This is a genomic window from Dechloromonas denitrificans (assembly GCF_020510685.1).
Lineage (GTDB): Bacteria > Pseudomonadota > Gammaproteobacteria > Burkholderiales > Rhodocyclaceae > Azonexus > Azonexus denitrificans_A.
In genome coordinates, this window is record NZ_CP075185.1 from 2,964,311 (window position 1) to 2,984,343 (window position 20,033).

At 62.5% G+C, this 20,033-nt stretch carries 26 protein-coding genes; 15 read left to right on the plus strand and 11 right to left on the minus strand.

What is annotated here, in order from left to right:
• Window positions 1-68: 68 nt before the first annotated feature.
• Window positions 69-344, minus strand: coding sequence for an HU family DNA-binding protein (locus tag KI611_RS14115; RefSeq protein ID WP_226416290.1), 276 nt, complete (start codon window positions 342-344; stop codon window positions 69-71).
• 97 nt (window positions 345-441) lie between these two features.
• Window positions 442-1,089, minus strand: coding sequence for an SOS response-associated peptidase (locus KI611_RS14120; protein WP_226416291.1), 648 nt, complete (start codon window positions 1,087-1,089; stop codon window positions 442-444).
• 242 nt (window positions 1,090-1,331) lie between these two features.
• Here KI611_RS14120 and KI611_RS14125 point away from each other — a divergent pair, with 242 nt between their 5' ends.
• Window positions 1,332-2,981, plus strand: coding sequence for a methyl-accepting chemotaxis protein (locus tag KI611_RS14125; protein ID WP_226416292.1), 1,650 nt, complete (start codon window positions 1,332-1,334; stop codon window positions 2,979-2,981).
• A gap of 184 nt (window positions 2,982-3,165) precedes the next feature.
• The gene (locus KI611_RS14130) at window positions 3,166-4,323 is read left to right on the plus strand and encodes an iron-containing alcohol dehydrogenase (protein ID WP_226416293.1); all 1,158 of its coding nucleotides are present in this window, start codon (window positions 3,166-3,168) and stop codon (window positions 4,321-4,323) included.
• A 25-nt stretch (window positions 4,324-4,348) separates the two neighbouring features.
• On the opposite strand, the gene KI611_RS14135 is transcribed toward KI611_RS14130, so the two are convergent.
• A complete protein-coding gene (locus tag KI611_RS14135) occupies window positions 4,349-4,945 on the minus strand; it encodes a 2OG-Fe(II) oxygenase (protein ID WP_226416294.1) in 597 nt (198 codons plus the stop codon).
• 117 nt (window positions 4,946-5,062) lie between these two features.
• On the opposite strand from KI611_RS14135, the gene KI611_RS14140 reads away from it, so the two are divergent.
• Both KI611_RS14140 and KI611_RS14145 read left to right on the plus strand, forming a co-directional pair.
• Window positions 5,063-6,349, plus strand: coding sequence for a cation:proton antiporter (locus tag KI611_RS14140; RefSeq protein WP_226416295.1), 1,287 nt, complete (start codon window positions 5,063-5,065; stop codon window positions 6,347-6,349).
• Window positions 6,350-6,446: 97 nt separating this feature from the next.
• On the plus strand, window positions 6,447-6,917 hold the full coding sequence (locus KI611_RS14145; RefSeq protein WP_226416296.1) for a hypothetical protein: 471 nt from the start codon (window positions 6,447-6,449) through the stop codon (window positions 6,915-6,917).
• 78 nt (window positions 6,918-6,995) lie between these two features.
• On the opposite strand, the gene KI611_RS14150 is transcribed toward KI611_RS14145, so the two are convergent.
• Both KI611_RS14150 and KI611_RS14155 read right to left on the minus strand, forming a co-directional pair.
• On the minus strand, window positions 6,996-7,667 hold the full coding sequence (locus KI611_RS14150) for a glutathione S-transferase (protein WP_226416297.1): 672 nt from the start codon (window positions 7,665-7,667) through the stop codon (window positions 6,996-6,998).
• Between the two features lie 14 nt (window positions 7,668-7,681).
• Window positions 7,682-7,987 carry a DUF2917 domain-containing protein gene (locus KI611_RS14155; protein WP_226416298.1) on the minus strand — a complete coding sequence of 102 codons (306 nt, stop codon included), beginning with the start codon at window positions 7,985-7,987 and terminating at the stop codon, window positions 7,682-7,684.
• Between the two features lie 92 nt (window positions 7,988-8,079).
• Here KI611_RS14155 and KI611_RS14160 point away from each other — a divergent pair, with 92 nt between their 5' ends.
• Window positions 8,080-8,988 carry a LysR substrate-binding domain-containing protein gene (locus KI611_RS14160; RefSeq protein WP_226416299.1) on the plus strand — a complete coding sequence of 303 codons (909 nt, stop codon included), beginning with the start codon at window positions 8,080-8,082 and terminating at the stop codon, window positions 8,986-8,988.
• Between the two features lie 64 nt (window positions 8,989-9,052).
• Window positions 9,053-9,424, plus strand: a complete 372-nt coding sequence (locus KI611_RS14165; protein WP_226416300.1) for a hypothetical protein — start codon at window positions 9,053-9,055, stop codon at window positions 9,422-9,424.
• On the opposite strand, the gene KI611_RS14170 is transcribed toward KI611_RS14165, so the two are convergent.
• The 6 genes from KI611_RS14170 to KI611_RS14195 all read right to left on the minus strand — a co-directional run bounded on the left by KI611_RS14170 (window position 9,408) and on the right by KI611_RS14195 (window position 14,458).
• Window positions 9,408-9,794, minus strand: coding sequence for a hypothetical protein (locus KI611_RS14170; protein ID WP_226416301.1), 387 nt, complete (start codon window positions 9,792-9,794; stop codon window positions 9,408-9,410). The two genes, KI611_RS14165 and KI611_RS14170, sit on opposite strands and share 17 nt — an antisense overlap.
• A 23-nt stretch (window positions 9,795-9,817) precedes the next feature.
• Entirely contained in the window at window positions 9,818-10,381 is a 564-nt protein-coding gene (locus tag KI611_RS14175; RefSeq protein ID WP_226416302.1) for a hypothetical protein, read from the minus strand.
• A 94-nt stretch (window positions 10,382-10,475) separates the two neighbouring features.
• A complete protein-coding gene (locus KI611_RS14180; RefSeq protein WP_319002292.1) occupies window positions 10,476-11,414 on the minus strand; it encodes a DNA-3-methyladenine glycosylase family protein in 939 nt (312 codons plus the stop codon).
• Window positions 11,378-12,025, minus strand: a complete 648-nt coding sequence (gene alkB / locus KI611_RS14185; RefSeq protein WP_226416303.1) for a DNA oxidative demethylase AlkB — start codon at window positions 12,023-12,025, stop codon at window positions 11,378-11,380. The genes KI611_RS14180 and alkB overlap by 37 nt, the downstream gene beginning before the upstream one ends.
• Window positions 12,025-13,104, minus strand: a complete 1,080-nt coding sequence (ada, locus tag KI611_RS14190; RefSeq protein WP_226416304.1) for a bifunctional DNA-binding transcriptional regulator/O6-methylguanine-DNA methyltransferase Ada — start codon at window positions 13,102-13,104, stop codon at window positions 12,025-12,027. Before ada ends, alkB begins: the two co-directional genes overlap by 1 nt.
• Window positions 13,105-13,219: 115 nt before the next feature.
• A complete protein-coding gene (locus KI611_RS14195) occupies window positions 13,220-14,458 on the minus strand; it encodes a threonine/serine exporter family protein (RefSeq protein WP_226416305.1) in 1,239 nt (412 codons plus the stop codon).
• A gap of 172 nt (window positions 14,459-14,630) precedes the next feature.
• Here KI611_RS14195 and KI611_RS14200 point away from each other — a divergent pair, with 172 nt between their 5' ends.
• The 9 genes from KI611_RS14200 to KI611_RS14240 all read left to right on the plus strand — a co-directional run bounded on the left by KI611_RS14200 (window position 14,631) and on the right by KI611_RS14240 (window position 19,982).
• On the plus strand, window positions 14,631-15,113 hold the full coding sequence (locus KI611_RS14200) for a glutathione peroxidase (RefSeq protein ID WP_226416306.1): 483 nt from the start codon (window positions 14,631-14,633) through the stop codon (window positions 15,111-15,113).
• 63 nt (window positions 15,114-15,176) lie between these two features.
• Complete coding sequence (locus KI611_RS14205; protein WP_226416307.1) at window positions 15,177-15,998, plus strand: Mut7-C ubiquitin/RNAse domain-containing protein; 822 nt, start codon at window positions 15,177-15,179, stop codon at window positions 15,996-15,998.
• Window positions 15,995-16,456 carry a CopD family protein gene (locus KI611_RS14210; protein WP_226416308.1) on the plus strand — a complete coding sequence of 154 codons (462 nt, stop codon included), beginning with the start codon at window positions 15,995-15,997 and terminating at the stop codon, window positions 16,454-16,456. Before KI611_RS14205 ends, KI611_RS14210 begins: the two co-directional genes overlap by 4 nt.
• Before the next feature lie 31 nt (window positions 16,457-16,487).
• Window positions 16,488-17,147 (plus strand): ceramidase domain-containing protein, encoded by a 660-nt coding sequence (locus KI611_RS14215; RefSeq protein ID WP_226416309.1) that lies wholly within the window; start codon window positions 16,488-16,490, stop codon window positions 17,145-17,147.
• Between the two features lie 140 nt (window positions 17,148-17,287).
• Complete coding sequence (locus KI611_RS14220) at window positions 17,288-17,599, plus strand: hypothetical protein (RefSeq protein ID WP_226416310.1); 312 nt, start codon at window positions 17,288-17,290, stop codon at window positions 17,597-17,599.
• Window positions 17,600-17,770: 171 nt separating this feature from the next.
• Window positions 17,771-18,049 carry a type II toxin-antitoxin system RelE/ParE family toxin gene (locus tag KI611_RS14225; RefSeq protein ID WP_226416311.1) on the plus strand — a complete coding sequence of 93 codons (279 nt, stop codon included), beginning with the start codon at window positions 17,771-17,773 and terminating at the stop codon, window positions 18,047-18,049.
• Between the two features lie 9 nt (window positions 18,050-18,058).
• Window positions 18,059-18,367 (plus strand): HigA family addiction module antitoxin, encoded by a 309-nt coding sequence (locus tag KI611_RS14230; protein ID WP_226416312.1) that lies wholly within the window; start codon window positions 18,059-18,061, stop codon window positions 18,365-18,367.
• A gap of 29 nt (window positions 18,368-18,396) precedes the next feature.
• Window positions 18,397-18,534, plus strand: coding sequence for a hypothetical protein (locus KI611_RS14235; protein ID WP_226416313.1), 138 nt, complete (start codon window positions 18,397-18,399; stop codon window positions 18,532-18,534).
• A gap of 722 nt (window positions 18,535-19,256) precedes the next feature.
• Entirely contained in the window at window positions 19,257-19,982 is a 726-nt protein-coding gene (locus tag KI611_RS14240; RefSeq protein ID WP_226416314.1) for a hypothetical protein, read from the plus strand.
• Window positions 19,983-20,033 lie beyond the last annotated feature (51 nt).

Here is a 20,033-nt window from a genome sequence, read left to right on the forward strand (position 1 = left end):
CCCCGAAAGCAATTAAGCCCGGTCGAAACCGGGCTTAATTGGTACTGCAGCGCAGCAACACCAGCAACTTAGGCGTTGATGGCGGCCTTCAGCTTGGCACCAGCGGAGAACTTGGCCTGCTTCGAGGCAGCGATGGCGAGCGGCTCGCCGGTCTTCGGGTTGCGGCCGGTACGGGCGGCACGTTCGCCGACCGAGAAGTTGCCGAAACCGATCAGGCTCAGGGCGTCGCCCTTGGCCAGAACTTCGGTGATGATTTCAGTCAGGCCATCGACAGCACGTCCAGCATCAGCCTTGGAAAGATCGCACTTGGCGGCCAGGGCATCAATTAGTTCAGTCTTGTTCATGTTTAATCCGATGAAATTCAAAGGGGCGCCGATTATAGGGCGTCACCACGGATGTCGCACCTTTCATCGTCAGCGAAAAATTTTTTTTTTGGCCCGCTCAGGCAAAAGCGAAGGATAACTGCGGCGAATCTTCCGGTTCTTCGACCTGTTCGACCTGCAGCGAACACTGTCCGGCGCCCTCGGCAATCGCTGCGAATTCCTCGGCCGGAAACTCGAGGTGCTCATTCAGCCAGAACGCGCTCTCGGCACGCCCGAGGATCAGCGGCATACGGTCGTTGAGCGATGCCATGGCGGCATTGGCCGGCACCGTCAAGATCGCACAGGTCGTTCCAGCCAACGGATGCTGATCGAAAATCCCGGCCAGCAGCAGCGGCTTGCCCCTGGCCTGACTGACCCGCATTTTCCGTTTTTCGCCGCCGGCCAGCGCTTGCCACTCGAAGAATGCAGTAGCCGGAATCAGGCAGCGGTTGCGTTTCAGGATCTTGCTGTAGAACGGCGTCGTCGCCAGTCCTTCGCTGCCCAGGTTGATCAGGGGGCTGCGCGGCTCCCGGTCGAGAAAGCTACCGACCAGCCCCCACCGGGCATTGCCCGCCAGGTAGCCGGCGCTGTTGCCGGTAAATATCAGCAGCGAATCGGTCGGCTGCATTTCCTCGGCGCCGGGCATCTGGCGCTGGGCCAGACGCAGCGGCTGGAAATGCCTGCTCAGGTCCTTGGCCGTTGCCTTGAGTTCATAGCGCCTGCACATTGGGGATTTTCCAGCGTCACGATAACTGTGATTTTATACAGTTATTAGCCAGTCCACAACAATGATTTTTCAGGGACGAGCTTCTCGCCAGCGCCTGCCGGCAAACAGGTGTCGGCGGCGTCATAAGCTTTCACTAAATTAGTGCGCCTTGTGTATAGTTCTCCGAAAGCTGCAAGAGCAAAAGACGGTGTTTCTTCGCCAGAAACAGACTCCTTACATCCAGACAGAGGACGACTTAACTCATGCACCTCCAGATCAAACAGAAGCTGGTCATTCTTGTTGCCGTCGCCCTGCTCGCCCTGCTCAGCGTCGGCGCCTTCTCCTTCAGCCAGGCCAACAAGCTGAGCAACGCCCTGAACGAGGCGATCGAGCAACACGCCAGCGTCGTCGAGGCGGTCAACAAGGCGCGTGGCGCCCAGGTGCATTTCAAGATACAGGTCCAGGAATGGAAGAACATCCTGCTGCGCGGCAAGGATGGCGAGGCGTTCAACAAGCACCTCAAGGGTTTCGAGGACGAAGAAAGCGCCGTCAGGACACGCCTGGAGGAGGTCAAGGCGGCGGCCGGAAAACTCGGGGTGGTCGAACGCCTGAAAATCGACGCCGCACTGTCCAGTTTCGAGAAACTCGGGCATACCTATCGCGAAGCGCTCAAGCAATACGACCGCAGCGCCAGCGACCCGGGCAGCGTGGTCGATAAACTCGTCCGCGGCGTAGACCGGGCGCCGACCAAAGCGATCGACGAGATGGTCGGCGAGATGGGAAATATTTCGAAGGAGCTGAACAGCGCAGAAACCCTTAACGCGGCCGAGACCTTTGCCGCGGTCAAAACCGGCCTGGCCCTTTTCCTGATCGGCTCGCTGGTCGTGCTGACGCTGCTCGCCGTGATTTTCGTCCGCTCGATCACCGGCCCGCTGCAAAGCCTCGAATCGACGATGACCCTGATCGCCGAGAACGGCGACCTGACCAAACGCGCCGACCTTCGGCATCAGGATGAAATCGGCCGGATGGCCGGCGCTTTCAACAAGATGATGGCCCAGCTGCAACGGATCATTGGCGAAGTGCACGGCGCCAGCAAGCAGGTCAGCACGGCCTCCGAGCAGTTGGCCGGATCGTCACGGGCGCTGGCCGACGTTTCCGAGCAGCAATCGAACGCGGTGGCGAGCAGCGCGGCAGCCATCGAAGAGCTGACGGTGGCGATCACCTCGGTTTCCGAAACGGCGCGCGATGTCCATGCCCAGGCCGAGGACAGCGTCGAAAGGACGACCGACGGCTCGCACAAGGTGGCAACGCTGGTCCTCGAAGTGGGCCACATCCACGACAACATGAATGAAATCGCCCGCACGGTCGCGGCATTCATCACCAGCACCCAGGCCATTACCGGCATGACGCAGGACGTCCGCGACATCGCCGACCAGACCAACCTGCTCGCCCTGAATGCCGCCATCGAAGCGGCGCGGGCCGGCGAGGCCGGGCGGGGATTTGCCGTAGTGGCCGATGAAGTTCGCAAGCTGGCCGAGAAATCCGGCAAATCGGCAATCGAAATCGATAGCGTGACGCGCTCGATCATCGAGCAGTCGAATGCCGTTCAGCGGGCCATCGCAGCCGGCGAGCAAGCGATTGAAGCGAGCACCAGGCTGGCCAGCGAAGTCGAAAGCGCACTCGAACATTCGCGCGACTCGGTGACGCATTCAAAACACGGCGTCACCGAAATCAGCAACTCGGTTTCCGAGCAGCAGACAGCCTCGACCGAAATCGCCCAAAGCATGGAACGCATCGCCAACATGGTCGAAGAAAACAATGCGGCGGCACAATCGATCAGCGCCTCGACGAACGACCTGCGCTCGCTTTCGCAGACCCTGTCGAAAGCGGTCTCGGGCTTTCGCGTGGCGTGAATTCGCCGTGGCAAAATGCTGAATCGGGCGGCTGTCCGGCATCGGCATCGTGCATTGAACCTTTCGCCCCGGCTGACAGCCTGACGCTCAAGCACCACGGGCATTTCTTTCATCCTTCGATATTCCGAACACCGATCGCTTTTTTGCCCCGCAACGAGACGGCCGGTCCAACCAGAGAAACAAAATGTTGAATTTCACTTTCCACAATCCGACGAAAATTGTTTTCGGCACCGAAACGATTCAAAAGCTGAACGAACTGGTTCCCGCCCAGGCCCGCGTGCTGATCCTTTACGGCGGCGCCAGCGCCAGAAAAAACGGCACGCTCGATGAAGTCAAGGCGGCGCTTGGCCAGCGTACCGTTCAGGAATTCGGCGGCATCGAGGCCAATCCGACCTTCGAGACGCTGATGTGCGCCGTCGACCAGGTCAGAAACGAGAAACTCGATTTTCTGCTGGCGGTGGGCGGCGGTTCGGTGATCGACGGCAGCAAGTTCGTCGCTGCGGCGGTTCCGTTTGCCGGCGATCCGTGGGAAATCATGCTCGCCCACGGCGCCAATGTGCAAGGCGCCCTGCCCCTGGCCAGCGTGCTGACCTTGCCGGCCACCGGTTCGGAAATGAACAATGGCGGGGTAATCACGCGCAAGGAAACGAAAGCCAAGCTGGCCTTCATGAGCAGGCATGTGTTTCCGCTGTTTTCGATTCTCGATCCGACGAAAACCTACACGCTGCCACCCGAACAGATCGCCAACGGGGTGGTCGATGCCTATGTGCATATCGTCGAGCAATACCTGACCTACCCGGTGCACGGCATGGTCCAGGATCGCTTTGCTGAAGGCCTGCTGCAAACCCTGATCGAACTCGGGCCGAAAGTGCTGGCCGACCCGAAAAATTACGAGAACCGGGCCAACCTGATGTGGGTGGCGACCCTCGCCCTCAACGGGCTGATCGGTGCCGGCGTGCCGCAGGACTGGGCGACGCACATGATCGGCCACGAAATCACCGCGCGCCATGGCATCGACCACGCGCGCACGCTGGCCATCGTCCTGCCGTCCCTGCTCAACGTCCAGCGCGCCGACAAGCGCGCCAAGTTGCTGCAATACGCCGAACGGGTCTGGGAAATCAGCGTCGGCGACGAAGACAAGCGGATCGACGAAGCCATTCGCCGCACCGCCCAGTTCTTCGAACTTCTCGGTATCCCGACCCGCCTGTCGGCCTACGGCATCGGCGTCGAGGCCATCGACACGCTGGTCAGCCAGCTCGCCGCGCACGGCATGACGACACTCGGCGAGCATCGCAACATCACCCCGGAAGTCAGCCGGAAGATACTCACCGGCGCGCTCTGAACGAGACGCGGCATCGCCGGCTGGTTTAGTTGAGATCGCGGACGCGGAACCAGCCGGCAATGCTTCGCCGGTTGTTGTGGGCGGCGAGTACCTGGTGCGGAAACGACTCGCTCAGGAAGATGATCATCTTGCCGAAGGTCGGGTTTACCGTGGCGATGACCGTATCGCCGTCCGGCTTGAACAGCACCAGTTCGCCACCGTCGCTCGCCTGCCAGTCTTCGTTCAGGTAGAAAACCGTCGAGAGTATCCGGTTTCGCTTGCCGCTCAACACATCGGAATGCCTGGCATAGCCGGTCCCGGCGCCATAAATCGCGTAATGGCACTCGTAATCGAACAAGCCGAGATAGAGGGCTGCATTCAGCCCGGCCCGCAGGCTTTCCATCCAGCTCAGATAGGCGTTATCGGTGCTGTCGCCCGCGTCCAGCCAACTGATCACGTCACCGCGGATCGTCTCGATTTGTTGTTTGGCCGGGCCTCGGCCGATCTGGGCGGCGTGAAATTTCTGATGTTCGTCATCGTGACAACGGGCAAAGAGCAGCGCCGACAAATTCTCGAGCAGCGGTTTGTCGAGGACGATGTATCCGACGTGCGCCAACTGTTCAGCAATGGCTGCGATGTTCATCGTTGTGGAATATTCAGTCCGTAAACTACCGTTTTAACACGCAAATCCGTGGGGTGCTCAAGAGCGAGTCACCCTTCACACACAGTAACACGCTCCCTTGTCGTTTAAACTTGTCCGATGATTTCCACTCCCTTATGGTTTTTGCTGGTCGGCGGTCTGCTGCTGTTCATGGCGCTGACGACGTCCCGACTCAAGGTTTCTTCCGCCATCATTTATCTCGCCGTGGGCCTGCTGGTCGGGCCTACCGTACTGAATGTCTTTCACTTCAACCCGCTGAAGCAATCGGCGCTGCTCGAGGTACTGACCGAGGTTGCGGTGTTGATATCGCTGTTTTCAGCCGGCGTCAAAATGCCCGCACCGCTCAGCTTCAAGCGCTGGCGCACCCCGGTCTTGCTGGCCACGGTATCGATGACGGCCAGCGTCGCGATGGTCGCCGCCTTCGCTTACTACCTGTTCGATCTGCCGCTCGGCGCCTGCATCCTGCTCGGCGCCATCGTCGCCCCGACCGATCCGGTACTGGCCACCGACGTGCAGATCCGCCATCCGGGCGATCACGATCAACTGCGCTTTACACTGACCTGCGAAGCCGGCATGAACGACGGCAGCGCCTTCCCCTTCGTGATGCTCGGCATGGGGCTGCTCGGCCTGCATGAAGTCGGCGAAACCGGCCTGCGCTGGGTGATGTTCGACGTCTTGTGGGCGACGCTGGCCGGCATTGCCGTCGGCGTGCTGTGCGGCACACTGTTGGCCCGGTTGACCTGGAAGATCCGCGGCGAGCAGCAGGGTCGGGAACTGATGGACGATTTTCTCGGACTCGGTCTGATCGGCGTCGTCTATGGCATCAGTGTGCTGATTGACGCCTGGGGATTCCTGGCAGTGTTCTTCGCCGCCGTCGCGCTCCATCAGACGGAGCTGAAACTGGCCGGCCGGGTCAAAGGCAGCCCGGCAGCGCCCGACACACCGGCGGCAGAAGGCGAAACCGTGGCCGAACCGCCGGCCCTGGTCAGCGAAGGCTCGCTGGTATTCAAGGAACACCTCGAACGCCTGTCGGAAGTGCTGCTGATCCTGCTGGTCGGCGGCATGCTCTTCGTCGATTCATGGAGCTGGCGCGCCGTCGGCTTCGCGGTCTTCCTGTTCGCCGTGGTCCGCCCGGTCAGTGTGCTGCTCGGCATGCTGGGCAGCGGCGCCTCGTGGCGGATGCGCGGCCTGATCGGCTGGTTCGGCGTGCGCGGCATCGGTTCGCTGTACTACCTGATGTACGTGATCCAGCACGGCTTGCCGGAAGCCCTGTCGTTGCAGCTCATCCAACTGACCCTGGTGGTAGTGACGCTGTCGATCGTGGTACACGGCGCCAGCGTCAAGCCCTTGCTGCATCTTTTCTGGCGGCGCCAGCGGCCGCACTAGTCGGCTGCTCGAACTTACAGCTTGTTACACACCGGCGGTCGGCGACAACGGCGTCCGCCCGTTATATGAATACGTTACTCAAAGGAACATCAATCACATGAAACGCTTTCTGATCACGCTATCGGCACTGTGCTGCACGCTGGGCACGCCGGCCATGGCCTCCGATGTGGCGGTTTCGGTCAATATCGGCCAACCGGGTTTCTACGGGCAGATCGATATCGGCGGCTTTCCCCGACCCCGCCTGCTTTACCCCCAGCCGGTCTTCATCGAGCGCGTGCCGGTCGGCCGCCCGCCGGTCTATCTGCGCGTTCCGCCCGGCCATGCCAGGCACTGGCGCGACCATTGTTACGAGTACCGGGCCTGCGGCGAGCGCGTCTACTTCGTCAGGGACGACTGGTACAACCGCGAATATGCACCGCGTTATCGTGATCGGCATGGTGACCGCGACGGCTACCGCGGCAATTACCGCGAAGACCGACGCGACCACGAGCGCTGGGACAATCGCCAGGAACGCCGCGGCGACGATCACGACCGGGGACATGGCCACGGTCACGGCCGCGACCACTAAGGGGATTCAGGAAAATCTGGCATTCGGGGGGCTTTTGCCCCCCGAACTATTTGTATCGCCCGCATCCGCCCCCGGCCTTCAACGCAAGCCGCCATATTCCTCGACTAACCGGTCGTAATGAGCGTGCGCTTCGCTCTCCAGCAAAGCCGCCGCCGACCATTCGCGGAGCGCCGGATGGGCCAGCAGGGCATCGCGATAAGCCGCCGCAACGGGCAGCAGACTGACGTTATAGATGTCGAACCGGCAGACGATCGGCGCGAACATCGCGTCGGCCACGGAAAAACTGCCGAACAGCCAGGGGCCATCGGCCGTGGCAAAGTCGCGGCGGGCTTCGCTCCAGATTTCGCTGACCCGGTCGATATCGCGTTGGACTTCCGGCGTCGCCGGCCGGCCTTGCAGTTTGAGCTTGAGGTTCATCGGCATCGCCGTCCGCAGGTGGGCGAAACCGGCATGCATTTCGGCCGAAATGCTGCGCGCCCGGGCGCGGGCCCGGGCATCGGCCGGCCACATCGCCGGGTAGCGCTCGGCGATGAATTCGGCAATGGCGATGCTCTCCCAGACCTGAAAGCCGTCCTCGTGCAGGCAGGGCACCCGGGCGTTGCCGGCCAGCGGCTTGAGCGCCGGGTTGTAATCGCGCCCGGCCACCGAAACCATATGCTCAGTGAAGGGCACGGCAAAATGCTTCATCAGCAGCCAGGGGCGCAGCGACCAGGACGAGTAGTTCTTGTTACCGATATAGAGATCGAACATCAGATTTTGCTCCGCTAAGATAAAACATTGCTCTTGGACCGGCCGATCAGCGCCAGGTTGCGAAATGGCAGCCAGCCACGCCATCTGCCGAATGACGATGCCGCGGCCGGCGGGCTGATCGACAGCACGCCGCTGCCTTCGATCAGGATCAGCCCTTTCGGACACTGCGCCCGCTCGCCTGGCCTCAGGACATGGTCGATGCGTTCGCGGCCGGCGGTCAGCCACAGCTCGCCCCGCTCGCAGGCAATCGTCACCGGACGCCCGCCATCGACGCGGAGAACTTCGCCGGGATAAAGCAGAAAGCGGGCATATGTAACCATGGCTACCATCCACATAACATGCTCACAATCTACGCCAGCCAGCAGAGAGAAAGAACCGATTTCTTTTCCCGTTAAACGTTAGAATTTCTAACATGAAAAATATCCCGCCCCTGCCCGCCCTGCGCGCCTTCGAAGCGGTCGCCCGCCTCGGCAGCGTCGTCCAGGCGGCCGACGAACTGCACGTGACCCACGGCGCGGTCAGCCAGCAACTGCGCACCCTGGAAGAATATCTCGCCGTCGCGCTGTTCACCCGTCATGGCAAGCGGCTGAGCATTACCGAGGACGGCCGCATCTACGCGCTGCGCCTGCGCATGGCGCTGCAGGACATTTCCAGCGCGACGACGGACGTGCTGTCGCTGCCGCGAGCCGATGAACTGATCATCGCCATCCTGCCCTCCTTCGGCGCCAACTGGCTGGTCCGTCGCCTGCCGCGCTTCCTGGCGGCGCACCCCGATCTCAAGCTCCACCTGCGGGCCAGCCTCGAACTGGTCAATTTCCAGGTCGACCGGGTCGATGCGGCGATCCGCATGGGGCCGGGCGGCTGGGAAGGCACCTCGCAGATCCAGTTGTTTGCCGACGACCTGATCGCCGTCGCCGCGCCGCACTTCAACGGCGGCCAGCTGCCGCGGTCGCCGGCCGAAATCCTGGCCGCTCCGCTGATCCGTTCGGTGGAAAGCTGGAGCAACTGGATCGCCGCCGCCGGACTGCCCGAAACCCAGCTCAGCGGGCCGGTGTACAGCGATTCGAATCTGGTCATCGAAGCCCTGCGCCAAGGCCAGGGCGTCACCCTGACCCGCCGCTCGCTGGTGCACGATGCGCTGCGCCAGGGCGAACTGGTCCAGCTCTCGGCCATCACCGCCCCCTACCAGAACCCGTACTGGCTGGTCTGGCCGATGCGCAGCCATGGCACCGCCAAGCTGCGCGCCTTTGCCGACTGGCTGACAGCGGAAGTCGGCGATTATCTCGCCGACGTGCGGGGAATTCCGACCAAGTTGCCCTGATCTGGCCGAGCGCGAGCCAACGGCGGCTAGAATGGGGCGCAACACTTACCGCCGGAGCAAACGCATGGCCCATACGAAATCTTGTGAAGTCGGTCTCGCCGTCAAGACCACCGCCGAGTTGCTGCAGGGTCTCGAGACGCTGCGCGCGACCTGGAAAGGCGATCCTTCCGCCGTGCCCAAGGGCCTGTCCTGTTCGGAATCCAAGGAGGGGCAGTTCGTCCTGGTCGCCGCCGAAGCGGCTTTCGTCACCTTGCCCGGCGCCTGCGTCATCAAGGGAGTCGGGGCGATCGAACTGGCCGGCAGCGATGCGGTTTTCGAAGCCGGGGCGCATTCGAAAACCCTGATCGTCAAAGCCACGCCGGAGGGCTGGACGTTTTCCGTCAAGTTCGTGGTGCCGATCGTGCGCGAGAGAAACCTGCTCAAGGATGGGGCATGAAACGAAAACCCAGCCACGCCACGACAATGACCGAACAGACCGGGATCGCGACCGAAAACAGCACGTAGAACGGAATGCAGATCCAGTGCCCTTCGAAGAGCAGCGCGCTCAGGCCACCGGCGGCGAACAACGAGCCGCTGAGCACGACCCAGCGGCGCAGATAGGTCGGCAGCCAATGCGATTGCGCCTGGTTGTGCCGCCACGCCGCATTCCGCTCGAACAGGTTGCCGCGGGCCACGTCATGAAACAGCCAGCCAAAGAAGAAATACCGGTAGAGCACCGACGGGGTATTTTTCGTTTGCATGGATGAATTCCAAGAGAACTCATCGACAGACAACGCCGGCGCGCGGATGTTCAGCCAGGCCGGCATTTTCCTTACCGGCCGCCGGCCGGCTACGCCTTGGGCAGCGTTTCGATTTCCAAGTGGCAAGGCGCCAGCAGCAGATGCGCCAGATGTTCCGGATCGGTCGACCCGACGTGTTCGGCAAAGGCCGTCAGCCGCGCATCGTGCGCCTCGGCCAGGGCCTTGATCAGCGCCGCGGCAGCTTCGCGCGGGTTGCTCTGGCCCGCCTGGTAGCCCGGCCAGGCCTTGTAGTGCGACAGCAGTTGTTCGCGGTGGTCGACATAGAGCGGGCTGCTCCGGGTGTATTCGAGCACCGCCTGGCGCGCCGCGGCGTCGGCGTCGATCTCGGCATCGCTCAGCTTGTAGTGGGCTTTTTCGGCGTCGGTCCAGTGCGGCTTGTCGCCCTGCGTTTCGCGCAGCGTCGCGTAGGTGCTCTTCAACACGATCTGGGAATGGCTGCCGGCATCGCGAAAGACATGCACGAGGTCCTTGCCGTGGCCCTCGGTGCCGACATAGCGCATGCTCGTCGTGATTTGCCGCGGGTTGAAGCCGAACTGGCGGGAACAGGCTGCACGCAGCGTGTCGAAGAGGTCATTGATCTTGGCAGGGCTCACGGGACGATCCTTTCATCCAGACTTTGTCGCCATGGTTGCGGCGAGGGATACCACTAGCGGTGGCACAGCATACGCCACTAATCGGCCGGGCGGCTCAGGCGCTCAGCGCCAGACTGGCCCACAGGTGGGCACCGACCAGCGCGCGCCATGGCGAAAACGGCGCCAGCCAATCGCGGGCCGCCGCCTCGCCGATTTTTTCCGGCGCCGCGAGCAGCCTTTGCAGGGCGCGCCGCACCGCGACATCGCCTTGCAGCGAACCATCCAGCCAGCCGAAACCGCGCAGCAGCGTGTAGTTGACCGTCCACGGGCCGATCCCGCGGACGGCCAGCAGCCGCTGCCGCATCGCCTCGACCGGCAGCGTTTCCTGCCATTCGGCAAGCGGCAGTTCGCCGCTCAGCACCAGCTGGCTGACCAGCCGCAGCGTCTGCGCCTTGCTCTGCGAATAACCGGCGGCGCGCAGATCGCTCTCATCGAGCGCGGCCAGCCGCTCGGCATCCGGGTAACAGGCGAGACCGCCGGAGTGCACCGCGCCGGCCGCCTTGATCAGCTTGCGGCGCATCGAGACTGCCGCGCCGACGCTGATCTGCTGACCGGTGATGGCCCAGGTCAGCGCCTCGAAAGGCGTCGCCGCGAGCGGCACGCGCAGGCCGGACTGGCGGGCGAGCAGCGGCCCGAGTTGCGGATGCTGACGATAGGTTTCCTCGAACACCTCGACCGACTGGGTCAGCCCAAGCAGGCGACGCACCTGGTTCATCAGGGCGGCGCCAGGCACAGCCGCGGACGGGCCATCGATGGCGATCTCCACCTCGGCCTGACCGGGCCGAAAACGCACGCTCAGACAAGCCGCCCGGCCATCCCAGAGTAGCCCCTTGTGCAAGGCATCGGCCTCGACCCGCTCGGCCAAGCCCTGCGCATCGCGCTGGTGAAACTTCAGGATATCGGCGGCGCGAAAGCCAGCCGGCAATTCCAGGGTGAAAGTCTGCCGCGCAACGGCCATCACCTGGCCTTGCGAAAAGTCAGGTTGAGCCGGCACGCGCCGACCAGCGGATGCGCTCCGTCCTTCACCGCCAGCACGCCGTGGTAGCGCAGGCGATCCGCCCCACCCCAGACGACGACATCGCCATGGGTGAGCGGAACCCGGCTGACCGGATCGCTGCGCTTTCCGCCGCCGAACAGGAACACCGCCGGCAGGCCGAGCGACAGGGAAACAATCGGCTGGCTCAGATCGCGCTCATCCCGGTCCTGGTGCAGCGACATCCGGGCGCCCGGGGCATAGCGATTGATTAGGCAGGCATCCGGCGCAAAGTCCGGGAAGCCGGCGGCGCCCGCTGCGCGACTCGCCAGTTCGCGGAAAGCTGCCGGCAGGGCCGGCCATGGCCGGCCGCTCTCGGGATCCTCGGCGGCATAGCGATAGCCCGAGGCATCGGTCACCCAGCCGTAGTCGCCGCAATTGCTCATCGCCACCGACATGCGAAAACCGCCCGGCGTCTGCATCTGACGAAACGGCGCCTGGGCGACGATCCGCTCGATCTCCGCATAGATCGCCCCGGCCGCAGCCAGGGCGAAACCGCGCAGAACGACGGCGCCCGGCCCGAGCCGTTCCGTCCATTGCCGGCTGTCGATCCCGGCCAACAAATCGCCCATCAAGCCCCTCCTTCCCTTTCCAGCAAGGCCCGCTTGCGCGCCACGCCCCAACGATAGCCGGACAGGCTGCCGTCGGTGCGCACGACGCGATGACAGGGGATTGCCACGGCCAGCGCATTGGCTGCACAGGCGCCGGCCACCGCGCGGACGGCCTGTGGCTGGCCGATGCGCCGGGCAATCTCGCTGTAGCTCGCCGTCTGCCCGGCCGGAATCTCGCGCAAGGCCTGCCAGACACGCTGCTGGAAAGCGGTGCCGCGAATGTCGAGGGGCAGCGTCAGGCCGATGCCGGGCGCCTCGACGAAACCGACGACCTCGGCCACCCAGCGTTCGAAGTCGGCGTCGCCGCCGATCAGTCGGGCCTTGGCAAAGCGATCCTGCAGATCGCGCAGCAACAGCTCGGGATCATCGCCGAGCAGGATGGCGCACAGCCCGCGCTCGCTGGCGGCGACCAGGATGGCGCCGAGCGAGCACTGGCCGATGGCGAAACGGATTTCGGCCGCCGCGCCGCCGGCCCGGTAACGGCTGGCCGTCATGCCGAGGATACCCGCCGCCTCGGCGTAAAAGCGCCCGCTGGCGTTGTAGCCGGCGGCGAACACCGCTTCGGTCACCGACCGCTCCGCCGTCAGGCCGGCCCGCAGCCGTTCGGCCCGCCGCGCCGCGGCGTAGGCTTTCGGGGTCAGCCCGGTGTGTGCCTTGAACAGCCGATGCAGGTGATGGGCGCTCAGCCCGGCCTGGCCGGCCAGCTGGTGCAGCGTCGGCGGCGCCTCGGCCCGCTCGATCAGCCGGCACAGCTCGGCGACGACAGCGGCCTGGCGTTCGACCAGCGGCGGCAAATCGGGACGGCAGCGCCGACAGGCGCGAAACCCGGCCTGTTCGGCCGCAGCGGCAGAGCGGTGGAATTCGACATTTTCCGGCCGTGGGGTGCGCGCCCCGCAGGACGGCCGGCAATAGACGCCGGTTGTCCGCACCGCGTAGAAAAAATCGCCATCCGCCGCCGGGTCGCGGGCTACCACCGCGGGCCAGCGCGGATCGCGCAAAGCCGCCGCAGCGCGGCATTCAATCACATTCGAGGCATTCATTGGCATCCTTTCCGGCATTGACCAGTCGACAACCCAAATCTAGCCCCGTTCAAGGGATAAAACACCTCGTTGCTTGCTTTTGAATTCGCCGCTGCACGCCAAAAATGGCGCGCCGTTACACCGCCCGGTTGTTGTCCCGCGGCTCGAACAGCAGGGGCAGGATATTGTTGGCCAGGAGCAGCCCGACGGCGAGCACGGCGCCGGTCATCACCATGTCGGTGATCAGCCTGATGCCGGCCGCGCTGTCCTGCTCGATCAGCGCATGCACGCCGCGAAAGCCCATGCTGCCGGGAACCAGCGTGATCAGGCCGGGAATCTGGACCAGCGCCGCCGGGCGCTTGCTGAGATATTGGTAAAGATGGCCGGCACTGGCAACCGCCAGCGCCCCGGCAAAGGCGCCGACGACATTGCCCATCCGGGCATCGACCAGCGAATAGACGGCCCAGGCGAGCAGACAAGCGCCGACCGAGACATGCACCGACGACCACGGCGCCTGCAGCACGGCGAGCAGCGAGATGCCCAGCCCGGCGATCGCCGCCCACATCGCCCAGCCCGGCACGGGAGCCAGGGCGCCCGGCAGCGGCACGGCGTGCAACCAGGCGAGACTGACCTGGGTGCCGATGGCCAGGCCAGCGCCCATCAGGAACAACAGCACGAAAGCGCCGGTCAGCCGGCCGGTGCCGGCCAGATAATTCTGGGTGGCCAGCTCCGACATCGCGACGGTCAGCATGAACCCCGGCAGCAGCAGCACGATGCCGGCCACCGCCGAAATAAACGGCACCTGCTGCGGCCATATATGCGCCAGCCCCTGCGCCATGAAGGCAGCCAAAGCGCACAAAATGACCGGCACGGCCGGGCCGAGGCGGGGAATGCGGGCAAACTGCAGATAACCGGCGACGAACAACATGCCGATCAGTCCGCCGCACAGCATCTCGACCCAGCCGCCGCGCAGCAGCAGGGCCACCGAGGCCGACAGCGGGAAGCCCATCAGGACGAAACGCCAACCCGACCACGGCGGCGGCTGACGCATGATCACGGCGAGCCGCTCGGCGTAGGCTGCCAGCTGATCGACCGAGGAGATCTCGCGACACAGCGCATCGAGGTCGATCAGCCGGGCCATGTTGTAGTCGTAGGGCGGTAGGCGCAGCAACTCGACGCGCCGCGACTTGTCGCCGGAAACCACGGTCAGCGCCAGGAAAGTCAGCACGGCAAAGCCTTCCACCCGCGCCCCAAGCCGTCGGCCGATCTCCTTCATCGCCGTTTCCAGATCGTGCGCCGGCGCGCCGCTGACATGCAGCGCCTGCCCGAGGTCACGGAGAAAATGCGCCAGCCGCGCCAGGGTTTGTTCGTTCATGGGTCAGGACCGATTGCCGGCCAGTCGTTAATGCAAGGAAGCGCACTTTACCCCAGGACGGCGGACGAACTCAGGGCCGGCCGCCAGCACCTTGACGCCCGATGAATATTCGAACCAAATTGGCTCTGCAACAATCCAAAAGCGTTTAGCCACTGGTACCAAGGACAATCCCATGAGCACTTCGATCTACGACTTCAACGCCACGCTCCTCAACGGTGAGACCGTCAGCCTCGATACCTACCGCGGCAAAGTGCTGCTGATCGTCAATACGGCCAGCGCCTGCGGCTTCACGCCGCAGTACGCCGGACTCGAAACGCTCTACCGGAACATGCAGGACCGGGGCTTCGTTATCCTCGGCTTTCCCTGCAACCAGTTCGGCGGCCAGGAGCCGGGCGATGCCAAGGCCATCGGGGAGTTCTGCCAGATCAACTACGGCGTCACTTTCCCGATCTTCGCCAAGATCGAGGTCAATGGCGACCAGGCCCACCCGCTCTACAACTACCTGAAGCACGAAGCGGCCGGCGTGCTGGGCACCGAGGCGATCAAATGGAATTTCACCAAATTCCTGGTCAACCGCGCAGGCCAGGTAGTCGAGCGCTACGCCCCGGCCACCAAGCCGGAAGACCTGAGCGATGCGATCGCCGCCTTGCTGTAAAGCAGCTGGCCCTTGTTCCGCCGTGAGGCTGGCGAAAATGCCGGCGACCTCTAGCTGCGCCGCATGCCGGAAAATCTAGCGTTGCCCGGCGACCTGCCATCCGCCGACGCTCTCGCCGGGCCGACGACGGTCAGTTTCCGTTTCTACGAGGAACTGAACGACTTCATCGCCCCGGCCCGCCGCTATCGCGATTTCGAGCTGCCCTGCGCCGCCGAGGCCAACCTCAAGCATCTGATCGAGGCCGCCGGCGTGCCGCATACCGAGGTCGAGCTGATCCTGGTCAACGGGGTCTCGGTCGGCTTTGCCGCGCGCTTGCAGCCGGGCGACCGCGTCTCCATCTACCCGAAATTCGAAAGCCTCGACATCGGCCCGCTGCTCCACCTGCGCCCGGAACCCCTGCGCGTCACGCGCTTCGTCGCCGACGCGCATCTCGGCGGTCTGGCCCGCCTGCTCCGCCTGGCCGGCTTCGACACGTTGTATGACAACCACTTTGCCGATGACGAGATCGAGCGCCTGGCGGCCAGCGACAGCCGCATCGTGCTGACCCGCGACCGGGCGCTGCTCAAGCGGCGCGGCATCAGCCACGGCTGTTACGTGCATGCGCTGAAACCGACGGCGCAACTGGTCGAAATCCTCGCCCGACTCGATCTCACCCGCCGTGTCCGGCCGTTCTCGCTGTGTCTCGAATGCAACGCGCCGCTCCGCGCGGTGGCCAAAGCCCAGATCATCGACACCCTGCCGCTCAGTGTCCGCGAGCAGCGCCAGCGCTTCAGCACCTGCGCCGTCTGCCAGCGTGTATTCTGGGAAGGCAGTCACTGGCAGCACATGCGCGAGCGGCTGACCCAGGCCATCGCCGCCGCCACCCTCCAGGAAAAAACCACATGAACCTGCACTCCCTGCTGCTCTTTCTCCACCTCGTCGGCGTTGTCGTCTGGATCGGCGGCATGTTCTTCGCCTACGTCTGCCTGCGGCCGACCATCGTCGAACTGTTCGAGCCGCCGCAACGGCTGCAGTTGTGGCGTGGCGTCTTCGGCCGCTTTTTCGTCTGGGTGTGGTGGGCCGTCGCGCTGATCGCCGCCAGCGGCATGACCATGTTCGGCCAGTACGGCGCCGGCGCGACACCGCCGGGCAGCCACCTGATGCTGACCAGCGGCATGCTGATGATCGTCATCTATGTCTACGTCACCAGCGTTCCCTACCCGACCCTGTGCCGGGCCGTCGACGCCGGCGACTGGAAGGCCGGCGGCGCCGCCCTCAACCGCATCCGCCAGATGGTCGGCAGCAACCTGCTGCTCGGCCTGCTGACGCTGGGCTTCGCCACCCTCGGCCGTTACCTGGCCTGAGTCCGACGACGGCGCACCTGGCCTGACGACCGTGAACGCCTCGCCCGATAGCGCCGTCGATATCTACTGCGAACGCACCACCAGCCTTTTCTGGGCAGAGCCGGTCAATGCGCTGAGCAACCTGTCTTTCATCGTTGCCGCGCTGGCCATTGTCTGGCTGATGCGCCGCGAGCCGGGGCGGGCCGGCGCCGCATCGGTTTTCCTGACCATCAACCTGTTCGCCATCGGGATCGGCAGCTTCCTTTTCCATACGTTTGCCAACCGCACGATGATGGCCGCCGACCTGCTGCCGATCTTCATCTACCAGTTGGCATTCCTGCTTTTCTACGCGCGCTTCGTTGCCGGACAGAAAGCGCCGACCGTGGCCGGCCTGCTGGCGCTCTTTCTGCTGGTCAACCTGGGATTTTTGCAGTTTCCGCCGGAATGGCTCAACGGGTCGCTGCTCTATGGCGGGGCGCTGCTGTTCATCCTGAGCATCGCCGCCTACCACCACGCCACCGGCAAACGCGAACCGGCGATCGTCTATCTGGCGGCCGGTGTTTTCGTGGTTTCCCTCGCCTTCCGCTCGCTCGACCAGTGGTCATGCGACTGGGCGCCGCTCGGCACCCACTTCATCTGGCACCTGCTCAACGGCCTCGTCCTTTACCTGACCACCCGCGCCTACCTGCTCAACCAGCCGAGCAACGCCTGAAACCGCCATCCGGCCTGGTTTTGTGCAGCGGATGTAGCAAGGTGTAACAGTCCGTTAACTCCCTCAACTTAACTGCCCGCGCAGACGTTAATACATCTGCAGACGCAGTTTTCAGTAATGAATCACGAAGGAGTGTCACCATGTTCCCCCTTAGCCAGACCGCCCTCAGCACACTCGAAATCACCGCGACCAGCGCGGCAGCTTATCTCGATGCCTGTGATGCGGGAGCCAAATCCGTTCGGCTGGACCCGGCCTATTACCAGGCCTGTGGCAACTTGTTGATGACCATCTTTTCCGTGACCGATGCGCACCACGCCTTCCCGATGCTGGTCGAGCAATCGGCCGCCGCCCGCGAGGTCGCCGAATCGATCAAATTCGGCAACCGAATAGAAGTCAGCCTGGTTGGTTACTACCCCCAGCTGGCCGCGATACTCAACCGGGTCGCGCAATAGCGGCTGGAATGCAAAGAAGGCTGGGATTCCCGGCCTTCTTCATTGCTGGCGAGTACTCGTCGCAATTCGCAGCAATCAGCCTTTGCGTGAAACCTGACAGCTCGCCGAAGCGGACTCTTCTATCAATCGCATTTGCTTGCCGGAAACCAACCGTTAAGCTACGCTACACAGATGATCAAAACATTTCGTCATCGAGGAATTCAGACATTTTTCGAGACCGGATCGAAAGCAGGCATCCAACCGCACCACGCTGCAAAACTTGCCCGCCTGCTCAAGCATCTTGACCGCTCGAAACAACCCGGCGACATGAACCTGCCGGGCTGGAAGCTCCATGCACTGGCGCACGATTTGAATGGTCATTGGTCGGTATGGGTCAATGGCAATTGGCGACTGACCTTTACCTTCGATGGCGAAGATGCCGTTTTGGTCGATTATCAGGATTATCACTAGGAGAGCGCCATGGGACGCATGTTCAACCCGCCGCACCCCGGCGAAAGCCTCAAAGAGGACGTTCTGCCCGCACTGGGCCTGAGCATCACCGAAGCCGCACAACAACTCGGCGTCACCCGCACCGCCCTGTCGCGCGTCCTCAACGGCCGCGCCGCCATCTCGCCGGAAATGGCCCGTCGCATCGAAGCCTGGCTCGGCCCCGAACGGGGCGGCCGCGCCGAAATCTGGCTGGGGATGCAGATGGATTACGATTTGTGGGTGGCGGAGCAGAAGCCGGCGCCGAAGGTCACGCGGGCACCGGAGTTGCTGGCTGCTTGAGACGGAATCGGCGGATTGGAGATTGAACCATGGACAAGGAAACTGTCATTGAGAGCAGCGGCAACGCCTTTGCCGATCTCGGCTTTTCGCCCGCCGAAGTAACGATTTTCGCGATGCGTGCCGAGTTGACGGCGCACATCCGGGAAACCATTGCTGCCAAGCACTGAAGCCAGACCGAAGCAGCCGAACAACTCGGCATCTGCCAGTCCCGCGTCTCCGACCTGATGCGCGGCAAGGGCGAATAATTCAGCCTGGACATGCTGATTACGCATGTCATCAGGCAGAGTCCGGCCAGAAGCCGACCTAGGGTTAAAATTCAAACGTCATCACAAAAAATTTCCGCTAGCCATCGAGGTGGTTGGCCTTTTGCCAAATCACGGTGCCAAATTATATGAAGTGGCTTTTGTTCTTTTTCCTGACCATTATTTTTGGCGTAAGCCCATACCTGTTTATGCTAATAAACATGTACATCATTGATGGTGATTCAAACCGAAATTATTATGTTTTCTTTACGGTTTTCACTGCCCCCATCGCTTTTGTTATTCTAGTTATTGGTTTGAATAAATTTCTCAACTCTCGAGGAAAAGGTTGAGGGCGGTATTTGAATATGCCGACAGTCTACTTTAGGTCGGGTGCTGCCCATCGGATTTATGGAAAGCAGTCGTAGGACGGAACGTCGGCTGGCGTGCACTTACGACAGGCTCGATTCGGCCACAACCGGTCCCTCAAGAAAGCGCCACATAACGGACATTGGCTGGTCCGTATGATTGTTGATTGATAAGGAGACCGGCATCAGATAATCTCTTTGTCATTCACAAGCTTACAGGCGATTCAATCGTGTCCCTATTATCAGCAATAACGCTGACGTTTCTGCGCCTGAATAGCTGTTATGCCTATTCAAACTGACCTCGGATTTTCGGTTGAAGGTTTCCTTGCGAGACAAAACCGTGCATTGCTGCGCGACTTCTCCAAGTCTGGCCTGTCCTTGGTTGCAGCCTCGCCAGAAAAGCTGAAAGACATGCAGCGTTTTTGGGGTTGGACTGTAGAGCAGTTGCCGGGGTGTTTGCCATCAAGCGCCTGCGTCGTAAGAAAGGGCGGCAACTTTGATCCAGAGTGCTGGGCACGTTGGGACTACCGAGGCTATCGAAAAGCATTCGCTTCCTATTTGTGCGTTTGCTACCCAGAGTTCAATTCAATATTGGGTGAGAATGTCCATGTCGACCACCTTGAACCACGATTCCGATTTTCAAAGGGAGACAGCTATTTCGTCCGTCTTCATCTCATCAGAAGAAATGTTAATGCAGCGTATGGTGCTGGGTTTGAAAGAAACTTTTACCAAGCCGAGCGCAAAAAATCATTACATGGAGCGATTCACATGTCGTGGCTAGGCTTTTGTAAAGCATATGGCATCCTTCCACCTGGAAAAAACGTCGGCACTGCTGCATGGCAAACGTGGGCAAGAAATCAGGCAAGAGAGTTTGCCCAAGAGTCCGGCGAATCAGCACCGGATGCATATGCCGGGCTACTCGGCGTTCTTCAACTTGGTTACACAGGGTACTACTCAGGTGAGGCTCAGGACTTTGACTTTGAATCGGTACGCCGCGCCTATCAATGAATATGCATAACCCTGCGCTCGAGGCGACCTGCGCGAAAAGCCGCGCAGGCC

Bases quoted from the DNA above. Each gene is read 5' to 3' on its own strand.
- KI611_RS14115 (WP_226416290.1), bottom strand. From the start codon at position 344: ATGAACAAGACTGAACTAATTGATGCCCTGGCCGCCAAGTGCGATCTT.
- KI611_RS14120 (WP_226416291.1), bottom strand. From the start codon at position 1,089: ATGTGCAGGCGCTATGAACTCAAGGCAACGGCCAAGGACCTGAGCAGG.
- KI611_RS14125 (WP_226416292.1), top strand. From the start codon at position 1,332: ATGCACCTCCAGATCAAACAGAAGCTGGTCATTCTTGTTGCCGTCGCC.
- KI611_RS14130 (WP_226416293.1), top strand. From the start codon at position 3,166: ATGTTGAATTTCACTTTCCACAATCCGACGAAAATTGTTTTCGGCACC.
- KI611_RS14135 (WP_226416294.1), bottom strand. From the start codon at position 4,945: ATGAACATCGCAGCCATTGCTGAACAGTTGGCGCACGTCGGATACATC.
- KI611_RS14140 (WP_226416295.1), top strand. From the start codon at position 5,063: ATGATTTCCACTCCCTTATGGTTTTTGCTGGTCGGCGGTCTGCTGCTG.
- KI611_RS14145 (WP_226416296.1), top strand. From the start codon at position 6,447: ATGAAACGCTTTCTGATCACGCTATCGGCACTGTGCTGCACGCTGGGC.
- KI611_RS14150 (WP_226416297.1), bottom strand. From the start codon at position 7,667: ATGTTCGATCTCTATATCGGTAACAAGAACTACTCGTCCTGGTCGCTG.
- KI611_RS14155 (WP_226416298.1), bottom strand. From the start codon at position 7,987: ATGGTTACATATGCCCGCTTTCTGCTTTATCCCGGCGAAGTTCTCCGC.
- KI611_RS14160 (WP_226416299.1), top strand. From the start codon at position 8,080: ATGAAAAATATCCCGCCCCTGCCCGCCCTGCGCGCCTTCGAAGCGGTC.
- KI611_RS14165 (WP_226416300.1), top strand. From the start codon at position 9,053: ATGGCCCATACGAAATCTTGTGAAGTCGGTCTCGCCGTCAAGACCACC.
- KI611_RS14170 (WP_226416301.1), bottom strand. From the start codon at position 9,794: ATGCCGGCCTGGCTGAACATCCGCGCGCCGGCGTTGTCTGTCGATGAG.
- alkB (WP_226416303.1), bottom strand. From the start codon at position 12,025: ATGGGCGATTTGTTGGCCGGGATCGACAGCCGGCAATGGACGGAACGG.
- ada (WP_226416304.1), bottom strand. From the start codon at position 13,104: ATGAATGCCTCGAATGTGATTGAATGCCGCGCTGCGGCGGCTTTGCGC.
- KI611_RS14195 (WP_226416305.1), bottom strand. From the start codon at position 14,458: ATGAACGAACAAACCCTGGCGCGGCTGGCGCATTTTCTCCGTGACCTC.
- KI611_RS14200 (WP_226416306.1), top strand. From the start codon at position 14,631: ATGAGCACTTCGATCTACGACTTCAACGCCACGCTCCTCAACGGTGAG.
- KI611_RS14205 (WP_226416307.1), top strand. From the start codon at position 15,177: ATGCCGGAAAATCTAGCGTTGCCCGGCGACCTGCCATCCGCCGACGCT.
- KI611_RS14210 (WP_226416308.1), top strand. From the start codon at position 15,995: ATGAACCTGCACTCCCTGCTGCTCTTTCTCCACCTCGTCGGCGTTGTC.
- KI611_RS14220 (WP_226416310.1), top strand. From the start codon at position 17,288: ATGTTCCCCCTTAGCCAGACCGCCCTCAGCACACTCGAAATCACCGCG.
- KI611_RS14225 (WP_226416311.1), top strand. From the start codon at position 17,771: ATGATCAAAACATTTCGTCATCGAGGAATTCAGACATTTTTCGAGACC.
- KI611_RS14230 (WP_226416312.1), top strand. From the start codon at position 18,059: ATGGGACGCATGTTCAACCCGCCGCACCCCGGCGAAAGCCTCAAAGAG.
- KI611_RS14235 (WP_226416313.1), top strand. From the start codon at position 18,397: ATGGACAAGGAAACTGTCATTGAGAGCAGCGGCAACGCCTTTGCCGAT.
- KI611_RS14240 (WP_226416314.1), top strand. From the start codon at position 19,257: ATGCCTATTCAAACTGACCTCGGATTTTCGGTTGAAGGTTTCCTTGCG.